10 protein-coding genes are annotated in these 15,857 nt (G+C 70.0%); 3 read left to right on the plus strand and 7 right to left on the minus strand.

The window, feature by feature from the left end; translation table 11 throughout:
* Positions 1–168 precede the first annotated feature (168 nt).
* Positions 169–4,947: an Ig-like domain-containing protein gene (locus BO221_RS27380; RefSeq protein ID WP_073563472.1), complete on the plus strand. Its 4,779-nt coding sequence runs from the start codon at positions 169–171 to the stop codon at positions 4,945–4,947.
* Positions 4,948–5,058: 111 nt separating this feature from the next.
* Here BO221_RS27380 and BO221_RS27385 read toward each other — a convergent pair whose 3' ends face one another.
* The 4 genes from BO221_RS27385 to mutL all read right to left on the minus strand — a co-directional run bounded on the left by BO221_RS27385 (position 5,059) and on the right by mutL (position 9,052).
* The gene (locus BO221_RS27385) at positions 5,059–6,054 is read right to left on the minus strand and encodes a tol-pal system YbgF family protein (RefSeq protein ID WP_073563725.1); all 996 of its coding nucleotides are present in this window, start codon (positions 6,052–6,054) and stop codon (positions 5,059–5,061) included.
* A gap of 184 nt (positions 6,055–6,238) precedes the next feature.
* Positions 6,239–6,928, minus strand: coding sequence for a hypothetical protein (locus BO221_RS27390; RefSeq protein ID WP_073563473.1), 690 nt, complete (start codon positions 6,926–6,928; stop codon positions 6,239–6,241).
* A 3-nt stretch (positions 6,929–6,931) separates the two neighbouring features.
* Entirely contained in the window at positions 6,932–7,087 is a 156-nt protein-coding gene (locus BO221_RS55520; protein ID WP_198956193.1) for a hypothetical protein, read from the minus strand.
* 72 nt (positions 7,088–7,159) lie between these two features.
* On the minus strand, positions 7,160–9,052 hold the full coding sequence (gene mutL / locus BO221_RS27395; RefSeq protein ID WP_073563474.1) for a DNA mismatch repair endonuclease MutL: 1,893 nt from the start codon (positions 9,050–9,052) through the stop codon (positions 7,160–7,162).
* 100 nt (positions 9,053–9,152) lie between these two features.
* On the opposite strand from mutL, the gene BO221_RS27400 reads away from it, so the two are divergent.
* The gene (locus BO221_RS27400) at positions 9,153–10,115 is read left to right on the plus strand and encodes an NAD-dependent epimerase/dehydratase family protein (protein WP_073563475.1); all 963 of its coding nucleotides are present in this window, start codon (positions 9,153–9,155) and stop codon (positions 10,113–10,115) included.
* Between the two features lie 2 nt (positions 10,116–10,117).
* Positions 10,118–11,731, plus strand: a complete 1,614-nt coding sequence (locus BO221_RS27405) for a lysophospholipid acyltransferase family protein (protein WP_073563476.1) — start codon at positions 10,118–10,120, stop codon at positions 11,729–11,731.
* 8 nt (positions 11,732–11,739) lie between these two features.
* Here the strand turns inward: BO221_RS27405 and BO221_RS57660 are convergent, their stop codons facing one another.
* The 3 genes from BO221_RS57660 to BO221_RS57410 form a co-directional block, all read right to left on the minus strand.
* Positions 11,740–12,066: an immunity 53 family protein gene (locus BO221_RS57660; RefSeq protein ID WP_073563477.1), complete on the minus strand. Its 327-nt coding sequence runs from the start codon at positions 12,064–12,066 to the stop codon at positions 11,740–11,742.
* Positions 12,067–12,114: 48 nt separating this feature from the next.
* Positions 12,115–12,993: a GGDEF domain-containing protein gene (locus BO221_RS27415; RefSeq protein WP_073563478.1), complete on the minus strand. Its 879-nt coding sequence runs from the start codon at positions 12,991–12,993 to the stop codon at positions 12,115–12,117.
* Between the two features lie 132 nt (positions 12,994–13,125).
* Positions 13,126–15,750: a carboxypeptidase regulatory-like domain-containing protein gene (locus BO221_RS57410; RefSeq protein WP_073563479.1), complete on the minus strand. Its 2,625-nt coding sequence runs from the start codon at positions 15,748–15,750 to the stop codon at positions 13,126–13,128.
* Positions 15,751–15,857 lie beyond the last annotated feature (107 nt).

The raw sequence follows: 15,857 nt of genomic DNA on the forward strand, positions 1-15,857 counted from the left end.
CGGGGTCACAAAGAGAAGAGCCGCGACGCTAACCGGGAGTCACCGTGGCCCGATAGGGGGGCGGGTTGAGCGGGGTCCTCCCGACATTCCGGCCTGGGGGTCTGGTCCCGACTCCATCGTTCCTGAGATGATCCACCGACGCGCTACCTAAAAACCCAGGGGGTTTCCATGCGCACTCGGCTGTGGAGCTTCGTCCGCCTCGCTGCTTGCCTGCTCGCCGTGGGATGCGAGCAATCGCCGGAGACCCCTCCCCCGGAGCACACCTCCACCCAGAAGCTCCGGCTCGCGAAACCAGCCCGGGCCATCCAGGACCGCTACATCGTCGTGCTCGCGGAGGAGAAGGGAGTGGCGGACTCCGCCGAGGACACCCGGAAGCGCGTCACGTCCCTGGCGGGGGCGCACGGGGCCCAGCCGCGGCGCACGTACACCCACGCGCTGAAGGGCTTCACGGCCGCCATGTCCGAGGAGGCGGCGCGGCGCATGAGCACGGACCCGCGCGTGCGCTACATCGAGCAGGATCGCCTCTTCCGCCAGTCCGGCACGCAGAGCAACGCCATCTGGGGCCTGGATCGCATCGACCAGCGGAACCAGCCGCTCAATGGCACCTACACCTACGAGTACACGGGCGCCGGAGTGCACGCGTACATCGTGGACACCGGCGTGCTGTCCACCCATGTCGAGTTCACGGGCCGCATGCGCCCCGGCTTCGACTCCATCGGCGACGGGCTGGGCACGGAAGACTGCCGCGGCCATGGCACCCACGTGGCAGGCACGGTGGGCGGTACCACGGTGGGCGTCGCCAAGGACGTGCTGCTCCATCCCGTGCGCGTGCTCAACTGCGAGGGCGAGGGCACCCTGGAGCAGGTGCTCGCTGGCATCGACTGGATCGCCGCCCACCACGAGAAGCCGGCCGTGGCCAACCTGAGCCTCGGAGGCGAGGCGACACAGGCGCTCGATGACGCGGTGGCGGCCACCATCGCCGCGGGCGTCACCTTCGTGGTCGCCGCGGGCAATGACGGCTGGGAGGCCTGCTCCACGTCTCCCGCCCGCGAACCCCAGGCGATCACCGTCGGCGCGACGGACGAGTACGACATGCGCGCCTGGTTCTCCAACTACGGCACCTGCGTGGACCTCTTCGCGCCGGGCCAGGGCATCCTCTCCGCCTGGTTCACGGGCGACACGGACATGGAGTACGCCGATGGCACCTCCATGGCCACGCCCCACGTCTCCGGTGCCGTGGCGCTCTACCTGGAGGGGCACCCCACGGCGGCTCCCACCGAGGTCAACGAGGAGATCATCGCCCGCTCGACCCCCAACCTCGTCATCGAGCCCGGACTCGGCTCTCCGAACCGGTTGCTTCACTCGGCCTGCATGGGGATGGGCAACTCCGTGCGCCCCGAGGTGTCGCTCACCGCGCCCGCCCATGGCGCCACGCTCAGTGGAAGCGTGACCCTCACCGCCACGGCGTCCGATGACGTGGGCGTCACCCGGGTGGACTTCTACGCCGATGGCCAGCTCATCGGCTCCGACACGACGGCCCCCTACTCGATCGTCTGGGACAGCCGGGAGCACGACAACGGCACGGCCTCCCTCTCCGCGCGCGCTTTCGACAGTGGGTGCAACAGCGCGGCCAGCTCCGTCGAGGTGACGCTCGACAACCCGGGCATCGCGCTCTACGACCCGGTGATGGGCGTCCCGCGCTGCCTCTCCCCGAGCAGCAGCTGCGATTCCATGGGGCTGCTCGCCGGCCGGGGCACCCACTTCGGCCCCGAGCAGCACCAGCCCAACACCCTGGGCGGCACCTGCGCGGACGGCCAGGAGGGCATCTACGGCCTGTACCAGTTCGACCCCTCGCTGGAGCGGATCCGCGTCATCCGGACGGATGGGACGCCGTTCGCCCCTGGCAAGGAGGTGAAGCTCGAGGTCAACTTCTGGGCGAGCCTCGATCCCACCAACGAGTTTCTGGATCTGTTCTACGCCGCGGACGCGAACGCGCCGTCGTGGACGTACCTCACCACCCTGCGCCCGTACTCCAGTGGCTACCTGACGATGTCCACCACGTACCTGCTGCCCGAGGGCACCCTGCAGGCCGTGCGCGGCACCTACCGGACCTACGGCATGCCCATGCCCTGCTCCCCGGGCGAGCTGGACGATCACGATGATCTGGTGTTCGCCGTGGGCACCGACGTGGACACCACGCCCCCCTCCGCCTCACTCACCGCTCCGGCCGCGGGCGCCACCCTCAAGAACACCGTCGCGCTCTCGGCCTCCGCCACCGACAACTTCGGCGTGACCCGCGTCGACTTCTACGCCGGCTCCACCCTGCTGGGCTCCGATTCCTCCCCGCCCTTCACCTTCTCGTGGAACAGCCGCTCCGTCTCCAACGGCACATACGCCCTCTCCGCCATCGCCTACGACGCCGCGGGACTGTCCTCTTCCGGGAGCGCCGCCGTGACCGTCACCGTCGACAACGACTGGATCCCCCCCACGGTGTCCCTCACCGCTCCGGCCGCTGACGCCACCGTCACGGGCAGCGTCACCCTCTCGGCGGCCGCCTCCGACAACGTGGGCGTCACCAAGGTGGAGTTCTACGACGGCTCCACCCTCCTGGGCTCCGACACCACCTCGCCCTATTCGTTGTCCTGGAACAGCCGCAACGGGCCCAACGGCTCGCGCACCCTGACCGCCCGGGCGCTGGATGCCGTGGGCAACAGCGCCACCTCCGCCCCCGTCACCGTCACCGCCAACAACGACCTCACCCCGCCCACGGTCACCCTCACCGCTCCCGCCGAGGGCTCCACCCTCACCGGCACCGTCACCTTCACCGCCACCGCCACGGACGACCGGGCCATGTCCAGGGTGGAGTTCCTCTCCGGGACCACCGTCCTGTGCTCCGACACCACCTCGCCCTACTCGTGCAGCTACAACACCCGCAACCTCTCCAACGGCACCCGTGCCGTGACCGCCAAGGCCTATGACACCGCCACCAACACGGCCCTGTCGTCCGTCAACGTCATCTTCGACAACGACCTGACGGCCCCCACCACCGCCATCACCTCGCCCACCGCGGGCGCCGTCGTCTACGGCATCGTCCCCATCGAGGCCTCCGCCAACGATGAACGGGGCACCGTCTCCAAGGTCGAGTTCTATCTGGGCTCCACCCTGCTCGGCACCGATACCACCGAGCCCTTCTCCTTCGCCTGGGACACCTCCACCCGGACCAACGGCGCCTATACGCTCAAGACGCGCGCCTACGATCCCGCCGGCAATGCCGCCTACAGTGCCAACGTCTCCGTCACGATCCTCCACCCCGGCACCGCCGGGTACGACGCCACGCTCGGCGTGCCCCTGTGCCCGGACGTCACCTATCGCTGCGACACCACCACGCTGGTGAGGGGCCGAGCCAACCTCGGGCCCGAACCTCATCAGCCCAACACCCTGGGCGGCTCCTGCGCGGATGGGACGAGTGGCACCTTCCACACCAGTCCCTCGATCGACCAGATCCTGGTCTCGCGGACGGATGGGACGCCTTTCGCCCCCGGCAAGGAAGTGAAGGTCGATGTCACCGTCTGGGTGAGCTCGATCGCCAATGAGCGGCTGGATCTGTTCTACGCCGAGGACGCGAACGCGCCGTCGTGGACGTACCTCACCACCCTGACCCCCACCAGCACCGGCGCACGGGTCCTGTCGACCACGTACCTGCTGCCTCCGGGCTCCCTGCAGGCCTTGCGCGCCGTCTACCGCAGCGGGGGCAGCACCTCCGAGTGCAACGCGGGCACGGTGAACGACCACGATGACCTGGTGTTCGCCGTGGGTACCGGCGTGGACACCACGCCGCCCTCCGCGTCGCTCACCGCTCCGGCCGCCGGTGCCACCCTCAAGGGCACGGTCACCCTCCCGGTGTCCGCCTCCGATGACTTCGGCGTGGCCCGGGTCGACTTCTACGCCGGCTCCACCCTGGTGGGCTCCGACTCCTCCCCGCCCTTCTCCCTCGCATGGGACACGCGCACCATGCCCAACGGCACCTACGCCCTCTCCGTCGTCGCCTTCGACGCCGTGGGACTGTCCTCTTCCGGGGGGCCTGCCGTGAACGTCACCCTCAACAACGACCTGGTCCCGCCCACGGTGTCCCTCACCGCTCCGGCCGCCGGCGCCACCATCACGGGCACCATCACCCTCTCGGCGGCCGCCTCCGACAACGTGGGCGTCACCAAGGTGGAGTTCTACGACGGCTCCACCCTCCTGGGCTCCGACACCACCTCGCCCTATTCGCTGTCCTGGAACAGCCGCAACGGCGCCAATGGCTCGCACTCCCTGACCGCCCGGGCGCTGGATGCCGAGGGCAACAGCACCACCTCCGCCCCGGTGGACGTCACCACCGATAACGATCTCACGCCTCCTTCGGTGACCCTCACCGATCTCACCGAGGGCGCCATCATCAACGGCACCTTCACCTTCACCGCCACCGCCACGGACGACCGGGGCATGAGCAAGGTGGAGTTCTATTCGAACACCACCCTGATGTGCGTCGACACCTCCGCCCCCTACTCCTGCACCTACAACACCCGCGGCATCCCCAACGGCACCCGTACCCTGAAAGCCAGGGCCTATGACACCTCCAACAACGCGGCCCTCTCCTCCATCAACGTCGTCTTCAGCAACGACCTGACGGCCCCCACCACCTCCCTCACCTCTCCCACCGCGGGCTCCGTCCTCTCCGGTACCGTCCTCCTCGAGGCCACCGCCAACGATGAACGGGGCACCGTGTCCAAGGTCGAGTTCTACCTGGGCTACACCCTGCTCGGCTCCTCCACCACCGCGCCCTTCACCTTCTCCTGGAACTCCACCAGCAAGGCCAATGGCACCTATTCGCTCAGGAGCCGCGCCTACGATCCCGCCGGCAACTCCGCCTACAGCGCCACCGTCTCCATCACCGTGAGCAATTAGCGGGCGGCAAAAGAAAAGGGCCTGGGATCCTCTCGGAACCCAGGCCCTTCATTGGGAAGACCCTCACCCCGGCCCTCTCCCAGAGGGAGAGGGAGGACAGGGTGGATGGGGCTACTGCGCCGGAGCGGGCTGCGCCGCCGGAGCCGGAGCCCCACCCGCCGGAGCCGCCGTGGGCGCCGGAGTCCCAGCCGCCGGGACCGTCGCCGCCGCCGCCGTGCCACCCGACATCAGCCGCCGCACCGTCGACAGACGGCCACGGAACTGAGAGATGTACTCGCTCGCCGGGTGCTGCGTCACGCCGTCATTCACCATCTGCACGGCCTTCTCCAGCTGGTTCGTCTCCTGGAGCGACTGCGCCAGCAGCAGCATCGCGTAGTCGCGGTTCTTCGCCCTCCGGTCGCTCTCGATGTAGCGCGTCAGCTGCGGCACGGCCTGCTCGTGCTTCTTCTCCATGTTGTAGGCCACGCCCAGGAAGAACGACGTCTCCACCAGCTGCTCCGCCGGCGGGTTCATCGCCACGAAGCGCGTGATCTCCTCGATCGCCGTCTTCATGTCGTTGCGGCGGAAGGCCGCCTTGCCGCGCTCGAGCGCCGCGTCGCCAATCTCCCGGCGCAGCTGCGCCGCCTTGTCGTTGAGCGCGTGGCGCTCCAGCTGCGTCAGCTTCGAGGTGTCCAGCTTCACCAGCTCGTCCACGCCCTTGAGCCGCTCATCACCCGGCAGCGTCGTCATCAGCCGGAAGACCTCGGCCGCCTGGCGCTGGGACGTCTGCATCGCCGTCGTCTCCGTGCGCTGCTTGTCCAGCTGCGTCGTCAGCTCGGCCACGGCCTTCTCCAGCCGCTCGCGCTCGGCCGTCGCGCCGGAGCTCTTCGCCGAGCTCACCATCACCGCGCCCGCCACGCACAGCGCCGCGAAGATCGCGTACGCCACGCCGGAAGAAATCCACTGCCGCTTCTGGAGATCCTCGTGGCGCTTGCCAATGGCCTTCACTTCCGCGTGAAGGTTCTTCAGCAGGCTGTCCGTCTTGATCACGAGGTTGCGGGCCTCGATGACCTCCTTGCGGATCTCGCTCAGTTCCTTGTTCTGCTCCGGCTTCGTCTCAGCAGCCATGGACATCTTCCTGTTGGGCCCGGAAATGATCTCGGCCTCTTCGCGCATCGTAGGGGCTCCGTCGGGCGGGATTGGTGACTTTTCACACCCGCTTCGTGGTGGTCGGCCCCGGAAACAGGCCCCACGCCCCGAAGAATTTCCGGTGCATCCCTCGAAGGCAGGGGGCCAGGCTAGCGGTACGCCGCTAGGGCAAGGTCGAGAAGGGTCGGGAGGGATCCGATGCGAAGAAGTACGTCACTCCCAGCGCGAACCAGTTGCCCCCCGCGTTGTAGGAGGAGAGCCCCTTGAACTCGGCTTTGTTGTTGAAGACGCTCTGGCCCCGGGCGAAGGCCAGGCGGTACTCGGCGGTCAGTCCCCATTGGGCGGAGAAGCGGAAGGTCGCTCCCACGGTCCCCGCCCAGGCTTGCGTGAAGAGCTCGCGCGAGCCCACCCCCTCGGCCACCGAGTAGGCCAGCGTGGGGCCCGTCTGGATGCCCACGAAGGGCACCACGCCCTCGGGCGTCAGGATGTCCAGCAGCGTCTGGAGGCGCAGGCCCACCAGCGCGCCGTAGGTGATGTTGGTGATGGTGGGGGCCCCCGTGAACCGCAGCTGCTCGCCGGTGGCGAAGAGATCGATCCCCAGCTCGAGGAACTCCGTGACGGAGTACGCGAAGGAGCCCGCCAGGAAGGGGCCACCCGGTGACTCGGGGGCCCGCTGCACGCCCTGGTAGGCCGGCAGCGAGTAGAAGCTGTCGTAGAAGGTGCCGTTGGAGGTGTGCCGCCAGCCCGCCTCGATGGTCATACGGCCCACGCCGTTGAGCGGCATGAGCTCCTCGTCCTGGGCGGAGGCGCTCGCGGCGGCGAGCAGGACGGCGAGCGGGAGGAGACGGCGCATCGGTCAGGAGTCCTTCAGGCGCAGCGCGACTTCGAGAAACGTGGTGCGGCGCCGGGACAGAGCGGCGAGCAGACACCGCACCACACACAACGAGCCGAACTCCCGCCGGACCAGGCCCACGTTGGCCATCACGTCCCGCAGAGTGATCACGCCGCGCATGCGCTCCTCCTCGCGTCAGTCCGCCCCGGTGCTACAGGCAGGGCGCGCACCGTAGCAGTGACGTTTGGAGGGTCAAATTTTCGGGCTGGGGGGCCGCAGGGCGCGCCGCTCCAACTCCAGCAGCGGCACCTCGAGCACCACCACCGTGCCGTGGATGCAGGTGGGGTGGAAGTCCGCCGCGTCCAGCTCGCCCAGGAGCGCCCGGAGCTTGCCCTCGCTGAGCTGGCCCTCGGCATGGCGCGCGGCATGGCAGGCCAGCACGCGGAGTCCCTCGGCCAGCGTGGTGACGTCCAGCGCCGAGCCGGGCGGAGGCAGGGCACGTGACAGGGCTTCCAGCAGCGCCCGGGCATCCGCCCCCACCAGCGAGGGCGGCACGGCCTTGAGGGCCAGCGTCGTTCCGCCGAAGGGCTCCACCTCCAGCCCCAGGCGCGCGAGCGCCTCACGCCCTTCCACCAGCGCCTTGGCCACCGACACCGGCAGCTCCACCGTGGCGCCGAAGAGCGTGGGTACCGGAGCCTCCTCCCGCTGCACCATCCGCTGGAAGCCCATCAGCCGCGCCCGCTCCAGGGCCGCGTGCGCGTCCAGCACCACCAGCGTGCCGCCCGGTCCCTCGCACACGTGGAAGCGCTCGCCCAGCACGCCCATGGGCCGCAGCGCGCCGAAGTAGCCCGGCGGCGGCGCCTCGTTGAGCTGGGGCTGGGCCTGGCCGAAGGCGGGAGCGCGCCCCGGCAGCAGCGAGGCGGTGGGCGCGAAGGCCAGACCCAAGGGCCCCGGCATGGACGTGGGGGCGAAGGGCAACGGCGAGACGGGGCCTCCTCCAGGCACGGGCGCGTCCTGGGTGCCCGGCAGAGGGAGAGGCGCGCCCCAGGTGGCCTCCTGCGCGCGGGTGAGGAAGCGCTCCACCGCCATGGCGTAGTGGGCGGCCTGCCTCGGCTGCTCGGGCCCCCCACCCTCTCCCTTGTTGCCCAGCCAGGGCGCGGCCCGGAGCGCCCGGGAGATGGCCGCGTGCACCGTGTCCACCACGCCCTTGGCGTCCGAGAAACGCACCTCCTGCTTCTGCGGATGCACGTTCACGTCCACCGCCCGAGGGTCCACGTCGATGAAGAGCACCACCACCGGCTGGCGCCCCGCCGCGAGGAACTCCTGGAAGCCACGCTGGATGGCGCTGTTGAGGCCCCGGTCCCGGATGTAGCGGCGGTTGACGAAGGTGTAGATGCCACGCGCGTTGGGCAGCGTGTACTCGGGCGAGGCGATGTGCCCCGTCACGCTCACCCCCAGCCGCCGCTCCTCCACCGGCACCAGGTGCGGGTGCACCCCCGGCCCCAGCGCCGCGGCGATGCGCTCGCGCGGATCTCCCGGGCTCGCCGGACTGGTGAAGAGCTGCTGGCCCCCGTGCTCCACGAAGAAGGCCACGTCCGGGTGCGCCAGCGCCAGCCGGATGACCGCCTCCTCCGCGTGCTGCAGCTCCGTGGACTCGCGCTTCATGAACTTGCGCCGCGCCGGCGTGTTGTAGAACAGGTCCTCCACCGAGATGACCGTCCCCACCCGCGGCGGCGCCTCCTCCACCAGCGGATCGCTCCCGCCCTCCACCACCACCTTCGTGCCCACCTGCGCCCCCGGCTCGGCCGTGTGCAGGGTGAAGCGCGACACCGAGGCGATGGCCGGCAGCGCCTCGCCCCGGAAGCCCTTGGTGTTGATGGTGAACAGATCGTCCAGCTCGCGCAGCTTGCTGGTGGCGTGGCGCTCCAGGCACAGCCGGGCGTCCTCCATCCCCATGCCGTGCCCGTCGTCCGAGATGGTGATGCGCCCCAGTCCCCCCTTCTCCAGCGCCACGCGGATGGTGCGAGAGCCAGCGTCGATGGAATTCTCCACCAGTTCCTTCACGACGGAGGCGGGGCGCTCCACCACCTCGCCGGCGGCGATCTTGTTGATGAGGACGTCAGTGAGGCGGGCGATACGTGCCATGGGAGGTCATATGATGCGCAGGACCCGGGAAGTTGGCCAGCAATCCTGACGCGTCGCGGCTGACAACGGTGGGCTTCTGAGCTATCACGCCCACTCCCGTATGGAAGCAACTCAGGCGAGCAAGGGGGGACTTCGCGTCGCGGTGACGGGCGCTGCCGGCGACCTCGGCCGGCTGCTGCTCCCACTGTTGGAGCGAGACCCCGATGTGGAGAGCATCCTGGTCCTGGACGTGGCCAAGCCCGCCGGTGACAAGGTGGATTTCCATCGCGTGGACCTCACGCGGCACGACGCGGAGAGCGAGCTGTCCGACGCGCTCGCCGAGCTGCCCGTGGACGTCTTCTACCATCTGGCCTTCCTTCATGGGCCGGTGCGCGATGGATCCCTGGCACACGAGCTCGAGGTCATCGGCACGATGAGTGTGCTGAGCGCGGTGGGGCGGGCCCGGGTGCCGCGGCTCATCGTCCCCTCGTTGACGGCGCTCTATGGAGCACGCGGCCAGCACCCCGCCCTGTTGGACGAGGACACCTCGCTGGCGGGGTGCCCTGGCAGCCGCTACATCACCGACAAGGTCGAGGTGGAGAAGCAGGTTCGCACCTTCCGCGACCGCCACCCGGAGACGCGCGTCATCGTCCTGCGCTTCGCGCCGCTGTTCGGCCCGCACATGGACAACCCGGCCACGCGGATGGTGGCTCGCGGCGTGGTGCCCACGCTGCTGGGGTTCGATCCGCTCTGGCAGGCCCTCCACGAGGAGGACGCGGCCCGGGCGCTGTACCAGGCGTTGAGCGCCAACGCCGAGGGTGAGTTCAACATCGTCGGACGCGGGGTGCTGCCGCTCTCGGGGCTCATCCGCCAGGCGGGCGCCCAGCCGCTCCCCCTGCCCGGACCGCTCTACCGGGCGGCCCTGAAGACGATGACCTCGCTGGGGGGACCTGGATTCCCCACCGCCCTGCTCGACTACATGCACTACGGGTGGGTCGCCAACGGCGAGCGGGCGGAGGAAGAGCTCGGTTTCATCCCCATGTTCCACGCCCGGGACGCCGTGGCGGCGATGCGGAGGAGTTGATCATGGCCAAGGGTGTGCTCGGGAACGATCCCTTCCAGCGGGGCGCCGCTCAGCGGCCCTCGGAGGGCAAGACGGCCGGTACGGCGGCCCCGGAGCCAAAGAAGGCCCAGGCCACGGGGAAGAGTGCCCCGGCGAAGGCCGCGAAGAAGGCGCCCGCTCCGGCTCCAGCGCCGAAGGAGAAGCCCGCCGCCAGGGCCGCCGCGCCGAAGCCCGCCGCCACGCCGAAGCCGGCACCCAAGCCCGCCTCGGGTGCACAGGGGAAGAAGGCCTCTGCCTCCAAGGGGACGGCTTCGAAGACCCCCGCCGCTCCCGGGGCGGTCAGGGCCGCCGGGGCCACGGTGGGCACTCCGGTCGAGCCACCTGCCACACCAGCGCCGGCCCAGGCCAAGGCACGCGATTCCGTCGAGGAGCCGCGGGAGCGGACGGCGGAGACCCTCTCGGCCGTGGAGGCCCTGCGGGAGCTGGAAGAGGCCATTGGAGAGCCGCTGCCCACCGGACCCGTCGCCATGCCCGGCTTCGAGGACGTGGTGGAGATGACGGTGACCGAGACGGTGGCCGTCGAGGTGCTCGACGCGAGCCAGGACGAGTACGCCCCGGACAGCGAGGCCGAGGCCGCGGAGGAAGCCCGCATCGAGGTGCAGGTGGAGGCCGCGCTGGCGCCCGTGCAGCCCGCCGTGAGCGGCACCGCCGACGCCTTCTTCACCGCCGAGTCTCCCGGAGCCGAGCCGCACCGGATGGGGGATCGCTTCGCGGGGCTGTTGTCCCTGGCGAAGGAGGCCGCCTTCCAGGCGCTGGCGAGCGAGCGGTTCAGCAAGACGGTGGGCTCGGCGCAGGGGCTGCTGAGCGCGGCGCTCACGGGCATTGGCGTGGGCGGCGGCACGGCCATCGATGAGTATGGCAAGGACGCGGCGCTCGGCGGCGTGATGCAGCCTGTGCTGGACTTCCTGTACGAGCGTTACTGGCGGGTGTCGGTGCAGGGCGCCAGCCACGTGCCGGCGGGGCCGGTGCTGCTGGTAGCCAACCACTCGGGAGCGCTGCCCATCGACGGGCCGGTGCTGCAACAGGCGTTGTCGCGGGAGCGGCCGGATCTCCAGGAGGCGCGCTGGCTGGCGGAGGACCAGGTCTTCCATGCGCCGATGCTCGGCACGCTGATGAACCGGATGGGCGCGGTGCGGGCCTGCCCGGAGAACGCGCTGCGGCTGCTGGACGAATTGCGCCCGGTCATCGTGTTCCCCGAGGGCATCCAGGGGTTGAGCAAGCCCTTCGCGCAGCGCTACCAGCTCAAGCGCTTCGGACGAGGCGGCTTCGTGAAGCTGGCGCTGCGCACGGGCGCGCCCATCGTCCCGGTGGCCATCGTGGGCGCCGAGGAGACGGTGCCGTTGTTCGCCAAGCTGCCGGCGGGCTTCCTGGGACTGCCCTACCTGCCGCTGACGCCTCCGCCACTGCCGGCCCGGTGGACCATCCGCTTCGGAGATCCGATCGGTATGGGAGACCTGCCGCCCGAGGCCGCCGAGGACATGTCCCAGGTGCAGCGGCTCACCGAGCGCACCCGCGAGTCCATCCAGGGCATGCTCCAGGCCCTGCTCAAGGAGCGCCGCTCCGTCTTCGCGGGGTGAGCGCTCAGCTACTCCTGCTCAGCCCATGCCCGGAAGCAGCGCAGGAGGGCTCTCAGTTTCGTGGGATCGCCTGCCCCAACGAATCGGCCCTCCTTGATGGAGCACTCCATCCACTCCTCACCACCCAGGTTTCCGTTCTCCTCCGAGGGCGGTTCCCCAGAGCGATGGACAAGGGCCTCCGTCGTGCGCCCCTCGAGCGCTGTCCCACGAAGATCAACCCGAAGCATCCAACCTGGATTGTCCAGGGATTCGATCACCACACCCCTGTCCTCGGCCCAGTCACCCTGACACTGAGCCGCATACCACTGCTCCAACCATTCCAGGTCATCTAACATCACAGTGCCTCCAAGGAGCGTTACTCACTCCTTGTGAGGGATTGGGCCCTACGCGCACACGCGGTTGCGGCCCCCGGACTTCGCCTCGTACAGCTTCGTGTCCGCCGCCCGCTTCAGGTCCTCCAGGCCCCGGTGCTCCGGCGCCAGCACCGCCACCCCCAGAGAGATCGTCACCGGAATCACGTTCTTGTCGAACTCGAAGCGCTGCTTCTCCACCAGCTTGCGCGCCTTGTCCGCCAGCTGCACCGCCCCCGCCTCGTCCACCTCCGGCAACAGCATCCCGAACTCCTCACCCCCGTACCTCGCGAACACGTCCTCCCGCCGGATCTTCGTCTTCAGCGCCGACGCCAGCTGCTTCAAGACGTAGTCCCCCGCCAGGTGCCCGTACCGATCGTTCACCTGCTTGAAGTGGTCCACGTCGAACATCACCAGCGCCAGGCTCCGCTCGTACCTCCGCGACCTCGACACCTCCCGCTCCAACGCCTCCTCGAAATAGCGCCGGTTGTAGATCTGCGTCAGCCCGTCCATCGTCGTCAGCCGGTAGATCTCATCGTGGTACGCCGCCTCGATGTTCCCTCCCGCGATGAACTTGAAGATCGTCCGCCCGATCTTCACCAGGTCGCCGTTGTGCAGCGCCTTCTCGCCCTTCACCGGCTCGTCGTTCACGAACGTCCCGTTCGTCGACTCCAGATCCTTGATGAAGACCCCACGCCGCGTGTTCGCGATGCATGCGTGGTTGCGGCTGATGGACTCCTGGTCCACCTGGATCTCCGCCTTCGAGGAGCGCCCAATCAGCGTCTCCTCCCTGCAGAGATCGTACTTCCGGCCCAGCTCCAGGCCGTAGATGACCACCAGCGCCGCGTCGAGATCGACCGGCCGCTCAGAGATCTTCGAGATGACTGTGACGACCGTCTCGTTCTGCGCCATACCAGATAGGACGGTACCACCCGTAAAACCCTGGAAGCCAGTTCCAGGGTCCAACCCGGGGCCCGGGCACCCTCACCCTGTCCCTCTCCCGGAGGGCGAGGGGATATCAGTCTCAAGGGTTGAGAATGGGATTCAGTGGATCGTCAGGGTGCGCTGGCTCGTCACTGGCGGGCTCAGTGCCACTCCCTCCGTGTCCACCAACGTCGCGTTGAGCTGCACCTCCGCTCCCGTACAGGCCGCGGGCAGTTGCAACTCCACCTCGCCACGGCCTTCCACCACGTACCCGTCCACCGGCTCGCAACCCGTGCCTCCCGCGAACGTCAGCCGCACGTAGCCCTCGTCCGCCATGCCGCTGCCCACCCGGAAGCCCAGCACGCGCACCTTCACCTTCGAGCCCTTCGCCACGCTCTGGCCGTCCTCCGCCGGCTCCATCCACGTCACCAGCGGACGCCCGTACTCCAGGGCCGACCAGGCCACCGCCAGCTCGCCCAGGTGCTCCAGGTCCACCCCGTCCGCCTCCACCAGTCCGTGCAGATTCACCGCCGCCCCCGCCGACGTCCCCGTCCGGCGGACCTCCAGCGCCTGCACCCCCATCGGCGAGCGCGAGCCCACCGTGTCCCCGTAGTACGTCCGGTCCTCGAAGCCATCGGGCGGCAACGGCAGCCGTACGCCCGTCCCGGCCCTCGCCACGTCCATCCACACCTCCCAGCGGCGCTCCAGCCGGTCCGTGAACACCGCGCGCAGCACCGTCGCCGCGGGCAGTTCCGGCGCTCCGAGCAAGCGCAACTGCCGTCCCTCCAGTCCACCCCCCGCCGCCCGGTTGTAGTTGTAGCGCGCCCCCTCCGGCACCGGCAGGAAGGGCCCGCCCACCAGCACGGGCGTGTTTCCCTTCGGATCGAACGGCAGCTTCTGCAGCGTCCGGTGGATGAGCGCGCTGGAGGCCACTCCCGCCGCCGCGTCCCTGCTGGCCGCCGAGGACGTGGCGGTGATCATCAGCTCGTACGGACTGCCCTCGAGCCCGTGGTGCGCGGGCGCCATCCGCACGCTCACCAGTCCCGGCGCCGGAAGGCCCGCCTGCGTGTCCGTGTTGTGGTCCGCCGGATTGGTGTTCACCCCCATGCCCAGGCCCAGCGGCACCAGACCCCGCCCCGGCACCCGCACCGCCCCCATCACCGCCGCGCTGTCCATGTACCCCCGGTAGCTCGGCAGCGCCGGCACCCGCACCGCGAACTGGAAGCCCAGCCCCATGCGCTGGTCCTCCTTGAAGTCATGGTCCACCGTCACGAAGTGCGCCTGGTCCCGGAAGTCCGGCGCGCCCGTGTCCGGCTCCGGCGGCGTCTCCTTCAGCCGGAACTCCACGTCCCGCACCACCGAGGAGCTGAAGGTGCGCAGCAGTGGAATCGTCCGCGCCAGCAACTGCCCCACGTCCATCGTCCCGCCCGACAGCAGCGGCAGCGCGTTCAGCGGAATGTCCCCGCCCAGCGCCCAGGCCGTCCGCGTGCCACACGCCCCCGCGGCCATCGCCTCCTCCGCGCTCTCCGAGCCCTCCAGCACCGCCCCGCACACGCCCGCCAGCCCCTGCGCCGACACATCCGTCACCGCCAGCGTGCTGCCCGGCAGCACCACGTACGCCCCCGCCGGCAGCGTCGCCTCGCGAGCCTGTCCGCCCATCGTGAAGGCCACCTCGCGCACCGGCCCCGCCAGCAGCGACGCCGACACGTCCGTCACCGCGTCCGGCGCCGACAGCCCCGCCAGCCCCGCTTGCATGTCCACGCTCGCCGGCATGTTCCGGAAGGTGCCCTTGTACCCGCCGTACCGGTCCGTCGGGTTGCGCCGCAGCGGCAGCGCCAGGTCCCTCGGGCCCGCCACCCCCTCGTGCGCCACCGTGAGGTAGCCGAAGTCCTCGTGGAACACGGAGACGCTCCCCGCCTCCGCCGGAGCCGCCAGCGTCACCACGCCGCTCGCGTCCGTCGTGGCCGTGGCCGTCACCGCTCCCGCCGCATCCGCCACCACCACCGCCGCTCCCGCGATGGGACGGCCCGTCAGCTCGTCCTTCACCACCGCGCGCAACCGCCCCGGCGCCACCGCCGCCTCCAGCACCGACACGCGCGCCGTGCACGTGGCTCCCCCGACCTGGGCCCGCACCGACTCCCTCGCCCCTTCCGTCGCCGCCGACAACACGAAGGCGGACTCCACCCCCGTGCCCCCGCCCTCCACCTCCACGCTCTCGTCCAGCGCCGTCCACGCCGCGCCCGAGGGCACCACCACCGCCCGGCCCGCCGCGTCCATCGCCAGCACCGAGAAGCGCGCCAACGTCCCCGCCCTCGCCACCACGAAGTCCGGCGTCACCCGGCAGGCCGTCACCGCGCTCGCCTCCGGCGCCGGCCCACACCCGCCGTTGCGGCACACCTGCCCCGCCGCCGCGCACTCCGCGTCCGCCGAGCACTGCGCCACCACGCACCGGTTGCTGTCACACTGGCAGCCCAGCGCGCTGCCGTCACACTCCGCGAGCCGGTACTCGCCCCGCTTCGCCGCCGTGCAGTCCTCCTGGGTCTTGCAGGCCGCCTTGCAGGTAGACGTCACCGTGTCGCAGAAGAAGAGCCCGGGATTCGGGCAGTCCTGATCCACCTGGCACGCGTCCGAGCGCGGGGTGTCGAACGGCTTATCGGGCTGAAGCCCGGTATCACCGCAGGCGGTCCAGAGACTCGAGAAGGACAAGAGGACGGCGCATAGCGCCAGACGAAGGGGGGGGTTCATCGGCGGCTCCAGTCAGGGCCAGGGAAGCGGCTCCCCCTGGGACTGTCAAGCGGGGCCGCCTCCCACTGTCTAGCCAGCTTCATGCCGGGCCCGGATTCCGCGTGGTT

Origin of the sequence: Archangium sp. Cb G35 (assembly GCF_001896145.1) — a bacterium.
Lineage (GTDB): Bacteria > Myxococcota > Myxococcia > Myxococcales > Myxococcaceae > Archangium > Archangium violaceum.

Coding starts and splice junctions, on each gene's coding strand:
- BO221_RS27415 (WP_073563478.1), bottom strand. CDS start 12,993: ATGGCGCAGAACGAGACGGTCGTCACAGTCATCTCGAAGATCTCTGAG.
- BO221_RS57660 (WP_073563477.1), bottom strand. CDS start 12,066: ATGTTAGATGACCTGGAATGGTTGGAGCAGTGGTATGCGGCTCAGTGT.
- BO221_RS27400 (WP_073563475.1), top strand. CDS start 9,153: ATGGAAGCAACTCAGGCGAGCAAGGGGGGACTTCGCGTCGCGGTGACG.
- BO221_RS27405 (WP_073563476.1), top strand. CDS start 10,118: ATGGCCAAGGGTGTGCTCGGGAACGATCCCTTCCAGCGGGGCGCCGCT.
- BO221_RS27390 (WP_073563473.1), bottom strand. CDS start 6,928: ATGCGCCGTCTCCTCCCGCTCGCCGTCCTGCTCGCCGCCGCGAGCGCC.
- BO221_RS57410 (WP_073563479.1), bottom strand. CDS start 15,750: ATGAACCCCCCCCTTCGTCTGGCGCTATGCGCCGTCCTCTTGTCCTTC.
- BO221_RS55520 (WP_198956193.1), bottom strand. CDS start 7,087: ATGCGCGGCGTGATCACTCTGCGGGACGTGATGGCCAACGTGGGCCTG.
- mutL (WP_073563474.1), bottom strand. CDS start 9,052: ATGGCACGTATCGCCCGCCTCACTGACGTCCTCATCAACAAGATCGCC.
- BO221_RS27385 (WP_073563725.1), bottom strand. CDS start 6,054: ATGGCTGCTGAGACGAAGCCGGAGCAGAACAAGGAACTGAGCGAGATC.
- BO221_RS27380 (WP_073563472.1), top strand. CDS start 169: ATGCGCACTCGGCTGTGGAGCTTCGTCCGCCTCGCTGCTTGCCTGCTC.